Here is a 13926-nt window from a genome sequence, read left to right as displayed (position 1 = left end):
CAGAACTGGCCGTGCGGTCCCCGCCCGCCTTACATGTCCGCGAGCACCGACCCCGGGTTCTCGATCGCGTCGGCCACGTAGCGCAGGAAACCGCCGGCCGCGCCGCCGTCGCACACCCGGTGGTCGAATGTGAGGGTCAGTTCGGTGACCTTGCGGACCGCGAGCTCGCCGTTGACCACCCAGGGCTTGTCGATGATGCGCCCGACGCCGAGGATCCCGACCTCGGGGTGGTTGATGATCGCGGCGGATCCGTCCACGCCGAACACGCCGTAGTTGTTCAGCGTGAACGTGCCGCTGCCCAGTTCCGCCGGGGTCGCTTTGCCCTCGCGCACGACGGCGGTGAGGCGGCGGATCTCCGCGTCCAGTTCGCGGGCGCTGAGCTTGTCCGCGTTCCGCACGGACGGGACCATCAGTCCGCGGTCGGTCTGCGCGGCGAACCCGAGGTTGACGCCGTCGAAGGCCACAATCTCCTGCATGGCGCCGCCGGCGACGTCCTCGGTGGTTACGATCCTGGTGTTCAGCTCCGGGTACTTCTTCAGCCCCGCGACGACGAACCGTGCGATGAAAGCCAGCAGCCCCGGCGTGTTGTGCGGGTCGGCCTTCTTCAGCGCGGCACGCATCTCCACGAGCGCCGTGGCGTCCACGTCCACCCACACGGTTGCTTCCGGGATCTCGGACCGGCTGCGCGTCATGTTCGCCGCCACAGCCTTGCGCACGCCCCGCACGGCGGTACGCCCGGAGATACCCAGCCCGGTCCGCGCATCCGTAGCAGACGGAGCAGACGCCGCGGCAGGAGCGGCAGGAACAGGAGCAGGAGCGGCAGGCTCCGCCACCGCCCGCTCCGCCACCGGAGACGGCTTGATCACTGCCTCCACATCCCGCCGCATGATGAGCCCGCTGGCCCCCGACCCCTGGAGTCCCCCCAAATCAACCCCATGATCGCGCGCCATCCGGCGAACCAGCGGAGAAATAACGGCCCCCAACTTCCCCGGCACGCGGGTCCGCATGAGCACCAGGTCATCGGCAGCCTTCTCGGCAGCCGACACCCCGGAAACCGACTCGGCGACTGAAGAAGCGGCGGCGGCCCGCTTAGGAGCCCGAGTCCGCCGGGCAACCCCATGCCCGCCCGGAGTCCCATAACCAATCAAGACATTCCCGGACCCAGCCTTCTCCTCCTCGCGATACGCCTCAGCCGCGGCAGCGGCCGGGGTGTCAGCAACAACACCAGGCGATGCCGGTGAGCCAGAAGCGAAACCAGCCGGCGCGGATGATGCCGCCCCGGGAGTGGCATCGGGCCTGTCGGAGCCGGACGGCATGCTGCTTGCAGCAATGCCGTCCGGCGAAGGGGCGGGGGCGGCATCATCCGTGCCGGCACCACCGGGGGCGGACGAGGAAGCACCAACCGGCATCACGGAGATCAGCGGCTTGCCGACGTCGAGCGTCTGGCCCGGCTCGCCGTGCAGCACGGCCACTGTGCCGGCGTACGGGGAGGGCACCTCCACCATGGACTTGGCGGTCTCCACTTCGGCGATCGGCTGGTCAACGCGGATCTCATCGCCCACGGCCACGAGCCAGTTCACGAGTTCGGCTTCGGTAAGGCCTTCGCCCAGGTCCGGGAGGAGGAATACTTTCGGTTCGCTCATGGTCAGTCTTCCCACTGGAGGTCGTCAACGGCGTCGAGGATGCGGTCCACGCCGGGCAGGTAGTAGTGCTCAAGCTTCGGCGCCGGGTAAGGCACGTCGAAGCCGGTGACGCGGCGGATCGGTGCGGCGAGGTGGTGGAAGCAGCGTTCCTGGACCCGGGCGACGATTTCAGAGGCCACGGACGCGAAGCCGTGGGCCTCGGCGATGACCACGGCGCGGCCGGTCTTGCGGACCGAGGCGCAGACGGTTTCGTCGTCGAAAGGGACGATCGAGCGGACGTCGATCACTTCGAGCGAGCGGCCTTCCTCGGCGGCGGCGGCCGCGGCGGCGAGCGCCGTCGGGACGGACGGCCCGTAGGCGATCAGCGTGGCGTCGGTGCCGGGGCGGGCGACGGCGGCCCGGCCCTCGGAGGACGTGCCGCGCTCGGTGTTCGCGGCGTGCTCGGCGCGCAGCGCGTCCAGGTCCACCTGGTCCTTGGACCAGTACAGCTTCTTGGGCTCCATGAACATGACGGGGTCATCGGAGTCGATGGCTTCGCGGAGCATCCGGTAGCCGTCCGCCACGGTGGCGGGGGTGAAGACCTTCAGGCCGGCGGTGTGCGCGTAGTAGGCCTCGGAGGAGTCGCAGTGGTGCTCCACTCCGCCGATGCCGCCGGCGTACGGGACCCGGATGACCATGGGCAGCTTGACGGCGCCCTTGGTGCGGTTGTGCATCTTGGCGACGTGGCTGACGATCTGTTCGAAGGCCGGGTAGGCGAACGCGTCGAACTGCATTTCGATGACCGGGCGCATGCCGTTCATGGCCATGCCCACGGCCATGCCGACGATCCCGGATTCGGCCAGCGGGGTGTCGAAGCAGCGGCTTGTGCCGAAGGTCTTGGTGAGCCCGTCGGTGATGCGGAATACGCCGCCGAGCATGCCGACGTCCTCGCCGAAGACCAGGACTGAGGGGTCCGCGTGCATGGCGTCGGCCATCGCGGTGTTGAGGGCCTTGGCCAGCGTGATGGTCTGCGGGCCGGTCAGCTCCGCGGTGGCAGCAGCCTTGGCGGCGGCGCGGGCGGTCGCGGCGCTGACGTTGCCGTTCGCCTCGGAGGACGTGGTGATGGTGGGGCTCATTTGCCGGCCTCCGTTGCGGTGGATGCGGCGTCGCGGGCCAGTTCGTCGGCGAGCATGGCGGACTGTTCCTTCAGCTGCGGGGTCGGGGTGGAGAAGACGTAGCTGAAGAGGTCCTGCGGCTCCACCGGAACCTCTTCGCCGAGGCCTTCGCGCAGCTGCGTGGCAACCGCCTCCGCCTTTTCGGCGATTGTGGCGGCGCGGCCGTCGTCGAGCAGGCCGCGGTCCGTCAGGTAGGTCTTCATGCGGCTCAGGGGGTCCTTGGCCACCCATTCGGCGACTTCGCTGTCCTGCCGGTAGCGGGTGGCGTCGTCGGCGTTGGTGTGCGCCTGCATCCGGTAGGTGTGGGCCTCCACCAGGAGCGGCCCGGAGCCTTCGCGGGCGAGCTTGACGGCCCGGCCGAGGACGGCGAGCAGGGCGACGACGTCGTTGCCGTCCACGCGTTCGCCGGCCATGCCGTAGCCCACGGCTTTGTGGGCCAGCGACGGCGCGACGGACTGGTGCGCTAGCGGCACGGAGATCGCGTACTGGTTGTTCTGGACGAAGAAGACCACGGGCAGGTGGAAGACGGCGGCGAAGTTCAGGGCCTCGTGGAAGTCGCCTTCGCTCGTGGCGCCGTCGCCGCACATGGCCAGGACCACGGTGTCCTCGCCGCGCAGCTTGGCGGCGTGGGCAACGCCGACGCCGTGCAGCAGCTGGGTGGTCAGCGGCGTGCACTGGATGCCGACTTTGTTCTTGGCGGGGTCGTAGCCGCCGTGCCAGTCGCCGCGGAACAGCGTCATGGTCTGGACGGGGTCAACGCCGCGGGCCATCACGGCCACGGAGTCGCGGTAGGTGGGGAACAGCCAGTCGCCCTCGGCAAGGCACAGCGCGGCGGCAACCTGGCAGGCTTCCTGGCCGTGGCTTGAGGGGTAGACGGCCATGCGGCCCTGACGGACCAGCGCGGAGTTCTGGTCGTTGACGCGGCGGCCGACGACGAGCTGCTCGTAGGCGGCCAGCAGTTCGGCCTCGGAAGGCAGGCTGTATTCGTGCCCGGGCTGGGTGCCCTGCTCCGTGTGGGGATTCAGGGTGCCGTCCGGGCCGACCATCTGGATCTGATGGCGGGCCGGGAGCATGTAGTCCTCAACAGTGATGCCGAACTTGCTCACGGCCTCGCTGGCTGGATCCTGCTGCGCGGCCGGCTGTGTCGCCTGCCCCGGCTCCGCTGTCGCGGGCTGATGCGCAGCGTGGTCTGCGGAGATCGTCATTGGTCCGTCCTTCTGTAGCCACTAGTCTTTCCCAGTATGCCGCCAGCCGATGTTTCGTATCCACCTCAACCGCGAATCGTGGAGAAGTCCACAAATTTGCCCTAATCTTGTAGACAAATCGTAAGTGTGAGCTGGATTACCGGCGGGGGTTGTAGACGAATGGCAGAGCGTGAGCCGGGCCAGGTGGCGGTGCCGCTGGACGATGTGGACCGGAACATCATTTCGGAGCTGACCCGGGACGGCCGGATGTCCGTGACGCAGGTGGCCGAGAACGTCCATATTTCCCGTGCCCACGCCTACACCAGGATTGCCCGGCTCACCAGCGAAGGGGTCCTGACCAAGTTCACGGCCCTGGTGGATCCCATCAAAGCCGGCTTGAAGTCCTCGGCCTACGTCACGCTGAAGGTGCGCCAGCATTCCTGGCGCGAGCTGCGCGAACTCCTGCGCGCCATCCCGGAGGTCCACCACATCGCGCTGGTGGGCGGGGATTTCGATGTCATCCTGCTGGTGCGCGCCGTGGACAACATCGACCTGCGCCGGGTGATCTTCGACCAGCTGCAGTCCATGCCCGGGGTCCTGGACACCCAGACGTTCCTGGTGTTCGAAGACGTGGATACGCGCTAGCTGACGAACTCTTTCATCCAGGCCCGCAGCTCTTCGCCGAATTCCACCCGGTCGGAGGCGATCGAGATGACTGCCTTGAGGTAGCTCAGTTTGTCCCCGGTGTCGTACCGGCGGCCCCGGAAAACCACGCCGTAGACACCGCCGCCCTCGCAGTCGGACACCGCAAGGGTCTGCAGGGCGTCGGTGAGCTGGATTTCCCCGCCGCGGCCGGGCGGGGTGTCCTCCAGGACGTCGAAAATCTCCGGGTGGAGGACGTACCGGCCGATCACGGCCAGGTTGGACGGGGCATCGGCGACGTCGGGTTTCTCCACGAGCCGGTTGACCCGCACGTGGTCCTCGCCCGGTATCGCCGAAATGTCGGCGCAGCCGTAGGCACTGATTTCCGCCGGATCCACCTCGATCAGGGCCACGACGGAGCCGCCGGTCCGGGCCTGGACGTCCATCATGTCGATCAGCAGTTCATCCCGCTCGTCGATCAGGTCGTCGCCCAGCAGGACGGCGAAGGGTTCGTAGCCGACGTGCTGGCGGGCGCACAGGACCGCATGGCCGAGACCTTTGGGGTCGCCCTGGCGCACGTAGTGCAGCGGGCCCAGGCTGGAGGCGTGGCGTACTGCCTCCAGCCGGTCAACATCGCCCTTGCGTTCGAGGGCGCTTTCGAGCGCGGGTTCGCGGTCGAAGTGGTCCTCCAGCGCGCGCTTCTGCCGCCCGGTAATCATCAACAGATCGGTCAGCCCTGCCCGCACGGCTTCTTCCACAACGTATTGGATGGCCGGCTGGTCGACCACCGGCAGCATTTCCTTCGGCATTGCCTTGGTGGCGGGCAGGAAGCGCGTTCCCAGTCCGGCGGCGGGTATGACAGCTTTAGTTACAGATCTCCCCAGACTCATAACCGAACTTTACAAGCGGGTTCCGGAAATGAGAATGGCGCGAGGCAAAGACGAGTACACGGGTATTACGCGCCGCGGACCCCCGCGGGATCGCCCCTCAGCCCTTGAAAACCGGGCTGCGCTTTTCCTGGAAGGCGCGGAAACCCTCGGCGTAGTCATCGCTTTTGCACAGCCGTGCCTGCTCGGCGTTCTCCTCAGCCATCGCCTCCCACAGCCCCAGCCGCTGGTCCCGGATGTGTGCAACGAGTTCCTTGCTGGCCCGGAACGCACCCGTGGCGCCGGTGGCAACGTTGGCGACGATCGACCGGGTGGCCTCGAGCAGTTCCGCCGCCGGCATCGCGCGGCTGAACAGGCCCTGCGCCACGGCGTCGGCGCCGCTCATGAGCTCCGCGGTGTAGACCAGGTCCAGGGTCCGGTGCATGCCGAGGCGCTCGGTAAAGTACCAGTGCCCGCCGGAATCGAGGGTCGCGCCGAGCTTGGCGAACGGGGAGCCGAACTTGGCGTTCTCCGCCACGTAGACCACATCCGTGGCCAGCAGCAGGCCCAGCCCCACGCCGAGGCAGGCGCCCTGGGCCGCCGCGAACGTGGGCGCCGGAAAGGCGCTCATCTTCTTGAGCAGCGGCTGGACGAGGCCACCCAGGTAGGCCTGCGCGTCGTCGCTCTCCGGGGTCACGCCGGCAATGTCGCGGCCGGCGCAGAAGGCGCGCCCCTCGCCGCGGAGCAGCAGTGCCCGGACCTCGCCGCGGGCGGCGGCGTCAGCGGCGTCGTCGTACGCCCGGGACAAATCCGCCAGCGCGTGCTCGTCGAGTGAGTTCAGCTTGTGCGGGGCGTCGAGCACTACCTCGGCGACGCCGTCGGCGATGGACAGGGAAATCATGGGACTCCTTGGATTCGAAAGGCGGGCGTCGAAATAACCTAGACGTCGAAGTCGACCGTGACTTCCGGGGTGGTGGGGTGGGACTGGCAGGTCAGGACGTAGCCCTTGTCCAGTTCGTCCTGTTCCAGGGCGTAGTTTTCGTCCATGGTGACATTGCCGGTGACCACCTTGGCCCGGCACGTGCCGCAGACGCCGCCGGCGCAGGCGAACGGGACGTCAGGACGGACCCGGAGGGCTGCGTTGAGGATGGATTCACGGGCGTGGGTGGGGCTGGACACTTCGCCCTGCAGGCCGTCCAGCTTGAACGTGATCTTGTACGTCTCCTTGGACTCGTCCTCGATCACGGGCCGGCCGATGTTGCCCTCGGGGCGGTCCGGCTTGCCGGAGGTGAACAGCTCGAAGCGGACATGCTCCGGGGCGACGCCGCGGGCGGCGAGCGTGTCCCGGCACAGCTGGACGAGCTCGAACGGGCCGCAGAGGAACCATTCGTCGACGTCGTCCGCGTGGATGGCGGTGCCCAGCAGCGCCTGCAGCTTCTCGGCGTCGATCCTGCCGCTGAGCAGCGGCGCGATCCGCTGTTCGCGGGAGAGCACGTGGTGCAGCGCCAGCCGGGCCGGGTACTTGTCCTTCAGGTCCGCGAGCTCCTCGAGGAACATCACGTCCATGGCGGCCTTGTTGGCGTAGATGAGGTCGAAGCGGGTCTCCGGGTGGGCCGCCAGCAGGGTGCGGGCGATGGCGATCACGGGGGTGATGCCGGAGCCGGCGGCGATCGCCACGAATGAGCCGGGCTCCCCCGCGAGCTCTTCCGGATGGTTCATGGAGTTCATGACATTCTGTTCCACCGCTTTGCCGTCGCGGCCGTGCTTGGAGACAAAAGCGCCCATGGGGCTCATGACGTCCAGGGCGTCGCCGGCCTTCAGGTCGGCGTTGGCCCACGTGGAGAACAGTCCGCCGAGGTCCTTCTTGATGGCCACGCGGATTTCGCTGGAGCCGTCCGCGAAGCTGCGCGGTTCGGCGCAGATCGAGTAGCTGCGGCGGATCTCGTGCGGCTGGCCGTCGGCGTCGGGCAGGGTGGTGCGCAGCGCGACGTACTGGCCCGGCAGGTAGTCGAACTGGCCGGCGAGTTCGGCCGGGACCCCGAACGTCACTTCGATGGCGTCGTCGGTGAGCCGGCGGACCTCGTCCACGCTCAGGGTGTGGAAGGACGCACGACGGCGGCCGGTGGCTGTGGCCGACTCCGCGGCGGTCTGGCGGACAACCTTCATGGAGGCACCTGTTCCTTACAAAACTTTGAAGTAGTCGAACGGTTCTTTGCAGTCCTGGCAGACGTAGAGGGCCTTGCAGGAGGTGGAACCGAAGCGGGTGAGTTCTTTGGTGTTCAGCGATGAGCACTGGGGGCATTTGACGGCGAGCGAGAGCCGGACGGGCCCGGCGTGCCGGGTGGCAGCCGAGTTGCCAGACGGCGGGGCGATCCCGTACTGCTCGAGCTTGGCCTTGCCGGCCTCGCTCATCCAGTCCGTGGTCCAGGCCGGGGAGAGCACAAGGTCGACCCGGACGCTCGGATACCCCGCACGGTGGAAAGCCGTGGTGAGGTCATCCCGGATGGCGTCCATGGCGGGGCAGCCGGAGTAGGTCGGGGTGATGGTGACCTGGACCGCGGGGACCATGCCGTCGTCGTCGGTGCTTGGTTCCTTCGAAACCTGGACGTCGCGCAGGATGCCGAGATCCGCAATGGTGAGGACCGGGATTTCGGGGTCGCAGACTGTGGCCGCCACCGCCCAGGCTTTCTGTTGGGCGGTGTTGCCCTGGGCGGCGTTGCGGCGCTCCGCGGTTTCCGGGTCCGAGACGAACATTTCCATGATGCCTACCAGCTGGCTCCGGGGTACTCGCGGGCGAGCACCTGCATTTCGGCGAGGAGGTAGCCGAGGTGTTCGGAGTGCAGGCCGCGGCGGCCTCCGCCCGGTGAGGGCTGCACGTTGGGGACCTCGAGCTCCGCTTCGGCCAGGATCTCGCCGGTGAGCCTGTCGAAGTCCTCTCGCAGGCTGGACGGCTGCGGCGCGGCGCCGGCTTCGCTGAGGCGTCCGGTGAGCTCGTCGTCGCGGAACAGTTCGTCCACGTAGGGCCAGATGACTTTGAACGCATGGATCATGCGCTGGCGCGATTCGTCGGTGCCGAGGGCCAGGCGCAGGACCCACTGGGCGCTGTGGTCCCGGTGGTAGTCCACTTCCTTGACCGCTTTGGCGGCGATGCCGGCCAGGGTGGCGTCGGTGGAGGACGCCAGCCGGCGGTAGAGCTCGAACTGGTAGTAGCTGACCACGAACTGCCGCGCGATCGTGACGGCGAAGTCTCCGTTCGGCTGTTCGAAGATGGCCGCCGAGCGGAACTCGTGCTCGCGGCGGAAGTAGGCGAGGTCATCTTCGCTTCGGGCTGTGCCGTTCTCTCCGAGAGCGCCGCCGGCGTAGCTGAGGAAGGACCGGGCGTGGCCGAGCTCATCCAGGGCGATGTTGCCCAGGGCGACGTCCTCTTCGAGTTCGGGCGCGCGGGAAATCCAGTGGCCCAGGCGCTGGGCCAGGACCAGGGCGTCGTCGCCCAGGCGCAGGGCGAACTCCGCGGCGTCCTCGCTCGGCTTTGCGGTGCCGCGACTGACGGACAGCGCGATGTCTTCGGGGCGCAGGGCGTTGCCGGGGGTGATGCGCGTGGCGCTGGCGGTGCCATCGCCGCTGGCGCCGGCACCGGATACACCGACGGAGATCTCGCCGTGGCCGTCTGTTACTGGTTCTGCGGGGGCCGCACTTTCAGGTGTCGTGCTCACAGGTGCTTCACGCCCTCGCTCTTGGTGTAGTACGTGGCGTGGCGGTAGTCCTTGCCCTGCGGGGATTCAAAGAAGGAACCTTTGGAATCGGGGTCGCTGGAGGCTATGGCGTCGGCCGGGACCACCCAGATGGAAACGCCTTCGTTCCGGCGGGTGTACAGATCGCGGGCGTTGCGCAGTGCCATGGCCGCGTCCGGTGCGTGCAGGGATCCCGCGTGGACGTGGGACAGCCCGCGGCTGGAGCGGACGAATACTTCCCAGATCGGCCAGACGTTGCCTGCGTGGGTTTCGGTGGGGGCCACGGCGACAGGGGTCCCCGGCCGAGCTTGCGAGGTTGGGGAGTCGTTGGGGATCATGCTGCGGATACCTTTTCTGCTTGCTTGCGGCTCTGTTTTTCGGCATAAGCCGCTGCGGCTTCGCGCACCCAGGCGCCGTTCTGGTGTGCCTCGCGGCGCCGTTCAAGGCGCTGGGCGTTGCAGGGGCCGCGGCCGGCCAGGACTTCGTGGAATTCGGCCCAGTCCAGCGGCCCGTGCTCCCATTTCTTGGTGTCCTCGTTGAACCGGATGTCCTTGTCCGGCAGCGTCAGCCCGAGGACCTTGACCTGCTCCATCATCATGCCGACGAACCGGTTGCGCAGCTCGTCATTGCTGAACCGCTTGATGTTCCAGGCCATGGACTGCTTGGAGTTGGGCGAATCGTCATCCGGGGGGCCGAACATCATCAGGGCCGGGGCGTACCATCGGTCCACTGCCTCCTGCGCCATCTGCTTCTGCTCGGGGGTGCCGTGGGAGAGTTCCAGCAGGATCTCAAAGCCCTGGCGCTGGTGGAAGGACTCTTCCTTGCAGACCCGCACCATGGCCCGGCCGTAGGGGCCGAAGGATGCGCGGCACAGCGGCACCTGGTTGGCGATCGCGGCGCCGTCGACCATCCAGCCGATGGCTCCCATGTCCGCCCAGGTGCGGGCCGGATAGTTGAAGATGGAGGAGTACTTGGCCTTGCCGTCCATCAGGTCCTGCATCATCGCATCACGCGGCTGGCCGAGGGTCTCGGCCGCGGAGTAGAGGTAGAGGCCGTGGCCTGCCTCGTCCTGGACCTTGGCCATGAGGATGGCCTTGCGCTTCAGGCTCGGGGCGCGGGAGATCCAGTTGGCCTCCGGCTGCATGCCGATGATCTCCGAGTGGGCGTGCTGGGAGATCTGGCGGAGGAGCGTTTTGCGGTAGGCCGGGGGCATCCAGTCCCGCGGCTCGATCCGGGAATCTTCGGCCATGACCTTGTCGAAGTAGGCCTGGCCCTCGGCGTCGCGCCGGGCCGCGTTCTCGGGGCTCGGTTCGTGCCGTTCCGGCGATGGCTCGGCGGGCACTGACTGCAGGGTCTGCGATGCCATGGTTGCTCCTAGTGAATTTCCGATAAATAATTACCGACCGTTCGTTCAGGATATGCGGAAGGCCCGAGATGCGTCAAGGACGGTTCCAAGACCACCGTCCCCGCCTAGGGTGATGTGGCCAGCCGGCCGGCGGCCTCCTGCTGGATCCGGGCGGCCCGGGTGGAAAAGTCGGCGATCGTGCGCAGCTGATCGTCGCTGTACCCCTCGAGGAGCGCCGCCAGTGCGCCCATGAAGTCCACAAAGTACGGTGCCGCCGCGGCCGCCTGGTCACCCACGAGCTCGATCAGGACCTTGCGCTTGTCCGCCCCGTGCCGGACCCGGCGCGCGATGCCCTTGCTCTCCAGCCGCTGCATCAGGCCGGTCACTGATGCCGGCGCGAGCCCGGAATGCTCACCGAACTCACCGGCTGTCATGGGGCCGAACCGCATAAGGATGTCGATCGCCTTGCTTTCCGTGGCGGAAAGTCCGCGCAGTTCGGACAGCACGGTGTGGAACATGACAGCCGCCGTCGACAACTCCCGGCCCGACTCGTACACCGCGGCCAACAGGGCTTCTCGCTGCTCACTTTCCATGCCCCGAGGCTAGCAAAACTATTTCGCCTGACCGAAGGGATTGACCGTCGGTGTTCAAGGAATTATATTTCTTTCATCCGAACGAAATAAATTTCCTGAGAGGGATCGCCATGTTGAATTGCCTGGTCATCGGCTCCGGCATCTCCGGGCTCGCCACCGCCCTGGCCCTGCAGAAAGCAGGACATGCAGCCACGGTCTACGAGGCCTACCCCGAACCGTCCGACGGCGTGGGCGGATTCCTTACGCTCGCCGTCAACGGTTTCGACGCCCTGGACACACTCGGGCTCAAGGACGCGGCCCGCCGCCTGGGCTTCAGCACGCCCGGTATGGCGATGTATCTCGGCAGCTCCGGCAGGCACCTCATTGACTTCGACTACGGCGGCACGCTGGCAGATGGAACCACCGCCCGCACCATGACCCGCGCGGAGCTCTACACCCTGCTCCGCAACGAGGCGCTGGAGCGGGGCGCCCGGATCGAGTACGGCAGGCGCCTGCAGTCGGTTGAGGAACGGCCCGACGACGTGAGCGCCCGTTTCGAGAACGGCACCTCCACTTCCGGCCACCTCCTGGTCGGCGCCGACGGACTGCGTTCCGCTGTCCGGCCGCTCATTGAGCCTTCCTCCCCGCAGCCCAGGAGCATTCCCCTGCTCAATACCGGCGGAATCGTGCCCGCCGGCCTCGGTCCAACGCTGGACGTTCAGCCGGGCCGGATGAAGATGGTCTTCGGCAAGCGCTGCTTCTACTGCTACATGCCGGACCCGGACGGCAGGATCTGGTGGTTCGCCAACCCGCTGCAGCGCTCCTCCGGCAGTCCTGCCGAGCTGAATGCTCCGGCACTGAAGGCATGGCTGATGGGCCTTGCGGCCGGGGACCGCACGCCGATGGCGCAGATTATTGAAGCCACGGAGGACATCATCGCGCCGTATATGACCTATGACTTTCCCACCATTCCGCGCTGGCACCGGGACCGCATGGTCCTGGTGGGCGATGCCGCCCACGCGGCATCGCCGTCGTCGGGCCAGGGCGCCTCCATGGCAATCGAGGATGCCGTCACGCTGGGCCGCGGCCTCCTGGGCGCCACGGCGGAAGACGACATTGCCCCGGCCCTGGCCCGCTACGAGGCGGAGCGCCGCGGCAGGGCCGAGGCGGTAGTCGAATGGGGGCGCCGGAATGCGGCACCGAAGATCAGGGGCCAGTTCCAGAGGGTCTTCCAGGACGTGGCGCTCAGAATTGTCTTCCGCTCGCTCTCGCGCGGCTCGGCCGACAGCTTCGACTGGGTCTACGGCCACCACATTGCATGGGGCCCCTCGCACGGCGAAGCAGTCGCACAGTCCAAGTGATCCGGCAGGGCCCGACAGGCGGCCGGGAAATTCCTGGCGGGCCGCCCCGTCCCGGCGTAGGTTGGGGCAGGAGCCAGGGCAGGACGTTCGAGCCGGATGAAAGTGGACCCCGTGGACGCGACCGCACAGATACTGCAGCACTACGAGTCAATCCGCACGGAACAGGAGGACTTCTACAGGGACCTTCACCAAAACCCCGAGCTCTCCCACCAGGAACACCGCACTGCCGCCAAGGTGGCGCGCAGCATTAGTTCCTACGGCTTCCAGATGCAGCCCGGGATCGGAGGAACGGGAGTCGCGGCGGTGCTGCAGAACGGCGACGGGCCAACGGTCCTGCTTCGTGCGGACATGGACGCGCTGCCCCTGCGGGAACGGACCGGCGCCGACTACGCCAGCACCGTCACAGCCGAGGACCAGGGCGGGGACCGCGTGCCGGTCATGCATGCCTGCGGACACGACATTCACGTCGCATGCCTGCTGGGCGCCGCCCGGCTGCTCGCCGATCATCGGGACCGGTGGCGCGGCACGCTCGTGGCCCTGTTCCAGCCGGCGGAGGAGACCGGCGACGGAGCCCGCGGCATGCTCGCCGACGCCCTCCTTGACCGCATCCCCGCGCCCGACGTCGCCCTCGCCCAGCACGTGCTGCCCGGCGCCGCGGGCCACGTCGCCACCCGGAGCGGCCCGGTCCTGTCCAGCGCCGACAGCATCCGCATCACGGTCCACGGCCGCGGCGGCCACGGCTCGACGCCGCAGAACACGGTGGACCCAGTGGTCCTGGCCGCCGTGATCGTCGTTCGACTGCAGACCATCATTTCCCGCGAAGTCCCGCCTACGGAGCCCGCCGTCCTCACCGTGGGAAGTCTTCACGCCGGAACCAAAAGCAACATCATCCCCGATGCGGCAGTGATGGAACTGAACCTGCGCACCTACACCGAGGCCACAAGGCAGCGGATTCTCGACTCTGTCCGGCGCATTGTCCAGGCCGAGTGCGCCGCCAGCGGCTCCCCCAAGGAACCGGAATTCGAGATCTTCGACAGTTTCCCGCTCACCGTCAACGACGACGCGGCAACAACGCGCGTCGCCGGGGCGTTCAGCGCCTATTTCGGCGACCGTGCCGGCAGCCTGGAGCTCCAGACCGCCAGCGAGGACTTCAGCGATATTCCGCGGGCCGGCAACATTCCCTACACCTACTGGGGCATCGGCGGAACGGACCCGGAAACCTACCGCGCCGCCGTACGGGCCGGCCGCGTGCAGGAGGACATTCCGGCGAACCACTCGCCGATGTTCCTGCCCGTCCTCCAGCCCACCCTCCAGACCGGAACCGAAGCCCTCGTCGCCGCAGCCCTCGCCTGGCTGCGCCCCGACAATTCGCCGCAGGACACCACGTCCTGAAGATTGCCGCGCCTCCTATACCTAGAGCTGCTAGGC

The 13926-nt window shown here is 67.7% G+C and carries 14 protein-coding genes; 3 read left to right on the top strand and 11 right to left on the bottom strand.

The features are described from left to right. Positions 1 to 29: 29 nt before the first annotated feature. From AC1DDO_RS08370 to pdhA, 3 genes are read right to left on the bottom strand one after another with little or no spacing between them, the layout of a single operon-like run. The gene (locus AC1DDO_RS08370; RefSeq protein ID WP_476866784.1) at positions 30 to 1643 is read right to left on the bottom strand and encodes a dihydrolipoamide acetyltransferase family protein; all 1614 of its coding nucleotides are present in this window, start codon (positions 1641 to 1643) and stop codon (positions 30 to 32) included. 2 nt (positions 1644 to 1645) lie between these two features. Beyond that, positions 1646 to 2758 carry an alpha-ketoacid dehydrogenase subunit beta gene (locus tag AC1DDO_RS08365; protein ID WP_277526417.1) on the bottom strand — a complete coding sequence of 371 codons (1113 nt, stop codon included), beginning with the start codon at positions 2756 to 2758 and terminating at the stop codon, positions 1646 to 1648. Next, positions 2755 to 4002 (bottom strand): pyruvate dehydrogenase (acetyl-transferring) E1 component subunit alpha, encoded by a 1248-nt coding sequence (pdhA, locus tag AC1DDO_RS08360; RefSeq protein ID WP_476866785.1) that lies wholly within the window; start codon positions 4000 to 4002, stop codon positions 2755 to 2757. The genes AC1DDO_RS08365 and pdhA overlap by 4 nt, the downstream gene beginning before the upstream one ends. A gap of 159 nt (positions 4003 to 4161) precedes the next feature. Here pdhA and AC1DDO_RS08355 point away from each other — a divergent pair, with 159 nt between their 5' ends. After that, the gene (locus tag AC1DDO_RS08355; protein WP_476866786.1) at positions 4162 to 4626 is read left to right on the top strand and encodes an Lrp/AsnC family transcriptional regulator; all 465 of its coding nucleotides are present in this window, start codon (positions 4162 to 4164) and stop codon (positions 4624 to 4626) included. Here the strand turns inward: AC1DDO_RS08355 and galU are convergent. From galU to AC1DDO_RS08315, 8 genes are all read right to left on the bottom strand, one after another. Next, entirely contained in the window at positions 4623 to 5513 is an 891-nt protein-coding gene (gene galU, locus AC1DDO_RS08350; protein WP_476866787.1) for a UTP--glucose-1-phosphate uridylyltransferase GalU, read from the bottom strand. The two genes, AC1DDO_RS08355 and galU, sit on opposite strands and share 4 nt — an antisense overlap. A 97-nt stretch (positions 5514 to 5610) precedes the next feature. After that, on the bottom strand, positions 5611 to 6390 hold the full coding sequence (locus tag AC1DDO_RS08345) for an enoyl-CoA hydratase/isomerase family protein (protein WP_476866788.1): 780 nt from the start codon (positions 6388 to 6390) through the stop codon (positions 5611 to 5613). A 38-nt stretch (positions 6391 to 6428) separates the two neighbouring features. After that, the gene (gene paaE / locus AC1DDO_RS08340) at positions 6429 to 7655 is read right to left on the bottom strand and encodes a 1,2-phenylacetyl-CoA epoxidase subunit PaaE (RefSeq protein ID WP_476866789.1); all 1227 of its coding nucleotides are present in this window, start codon (positions 7653 to 7655) and stop codon (positions 6429 to 6431) included. Between the two features lie 15 nt (positions 7656 to 7670). Further along, entirely contained in the window at positions 7671 to 8243 is a 573-nt protein-coding gene (gene paaD, locus AC1DDO_RS08335; RefSeq protein WP_476866823.1) for a 1,2-phenylacetyl-CoA epoxidase subunit PaaD, read from the bottom strand. A gap of 11 nt (positions 8244 to 8254) precedes the next feature. Next, positions 8255 to 9202 (bottom strand): 1,2-phenylacetyl-CoA epoxidase subunit PaaC, encoded by a 948-nt coding sequence (gene paaC / locus AC1DDO_RS08330; RefSeq protein ID WP_476866790.1) that lies wholly within the window; start codon positions 9200 to 9202, stop codon positions 8255 to 8257. Next, complete coding sequence (paaB, locus tag AC1DDO_RS08325; RefSeq protein ID WP_476866791.1) at positions 9199 to 9558, bottom strand: 1,2-phenylacetyl-CoA epoxidase subunit PaaB; 360 nt, start codon at positions 9556 to 9558, stop codon at positions 9199 to 9201. Before paaB ends, paaC begins: the two co-directional genes overlap by 4 nt. Then, entirely contained in the window at positions 9555 to 10586 is a 1032-nt protein-coding gene (paaA, locus tag AC1DDO_RS08320) for a 1,2-phenylacetyl-CoA epoxidase subunit PaaA (RefSeq protein ID WP_476866792.1), read from the bottom strand. The genes paaB and paaA overlap by 4 nt, the downstream gene beginning before the upstream one ends. Before the next feature lie 104 nt (positions 10587 to 10690). Further along, positions 10691 to 11158, bottom strand: coding sequence for a MarR family winged helix-turn-helix transcriptional regulator (locus tag AC1DDO_RS08315; protein ID WP_476866793.1), 468 nt, complete (start codon positions 11156 to 11158; stop codon positions 10691 to 10693). Positions 11159 to 11268: 110 nt separating this feature from the next. Here AC1DDO_RS08315 and AC1DDO_RS08310 point away from each other — a divergent pair, with 110 nt between their 5' ends. Next, positions 11269 to 12498: an FAD-dependent oxidoreductase gene (locus AC1DDO_RS08310; RefSeq protein WP_476971742.1), complete on the top strand. Its 1230-nt coding sequence runs from the start codon at positions 11269 to 11271 to the stop codon at positions 12496 to 12498. Positions 12499 to 12609: 111 nt separating this feature from the next. After that, positions 12610 to 13890, top strand: a complete 1281-nt coding sequence (locus tag AC1DDO_RS08305; RefSeq protein ID WP_476971741.1) for an amidohydrolase — start codon at positions 12610 to 12612, stop codon at positions 13888 to 13890. The last annotated feature ends 36 nt before the right edge of the window (positions 13891 to 13926 follow it).

This window comes from Arthrobacter sp. 10N43 (assembly GCF_056394525.1).
This window is presented reverse-complemented; position numbering and strand designations above follow the sequence as displayed.

Coding starts and splice junctions, on each gene's coding strand:
- pdhA (WP_476866785.1), bottom strand. CDS start 4,002: ATGACGATCTCCGCAGACCACGCTGCGCATCAGCCCGCGACAGCGGAG.
- paaD (WP_476866823.1), bottom strand. CDS start 8,243: ATGTTCGTCTCGGACCCGGAAACCGCGGAGCGCCGCAACGCCGCCCAG.
- paaA (WP_476866792.1), bottom strand. CDS start 10,586: ATGGCATCGCAGACCCTGCAGTCAGTGCCCGCCGAGCCATCGCCGGAA.
- AC1DDO_RS08310 (WP_476971742.1), top strand. CDS start 11,269: ATGTTGAATTGCCTGGTCATCGGCTCCGGCATCTCCGGGCTCGCCACC.
- AC1DDO_RS08315 (WP_476866793.1), bottom strand. CDS start 11,158: ATGGAAAGTGAGCAGCGAGAAGCCCTGTTGGCCGCGGTGTACGAGTCG.
- galU (WP_476866787.1), bottom strand. CDS start 5,513: ATGAGTCTGGGGAGATCTGTAACTAAAGCTGTCATACCCGCCGCCGGA.
- AC1DDO_RS08370 (WP_476866784.1), bottom strand. CDS start 1,643: ATGAGCGAACCGAAAGTATTCCTCCTCCCGGACCTGGGCGAAGGCCTT.
- paaE (WP_476866789.1), bottom strand. CDS start 7,655: ATGAAGGTTGTCCGCCAGACCGCCGCGGAGTCGGCCACAGCCACCGGC.
- AC1DDO_RS08345 (WP_476866788.1), bottom strand. CDS start 6,390: ATGATTTCCCTGTCCATCGCCGACGGCGTCGCCGAGGTAGTGCTCGAC.
- AC1DDO_RS08365 (WP_277526417.1), bottom strand. CDS start 2,758: ATGAGCCCCACCATCACCACGTCCTCCGAGGCGAACGGCAACGTCAGC.
- paaB (WP_476866791.1), bottom strand. CDS start 9,558: ATGATCCCCAACGACTCCCCAACCTCGCAAGCTCGGCCGGGGACCCCT.
- AC1DDO_RS08355 (WP_476866786.1), top strand. CDS start 4,162: ATGGCAGAGCGTGAGCCGGGCCAGGTGGCGGTGCCGCTGGACGATGTG.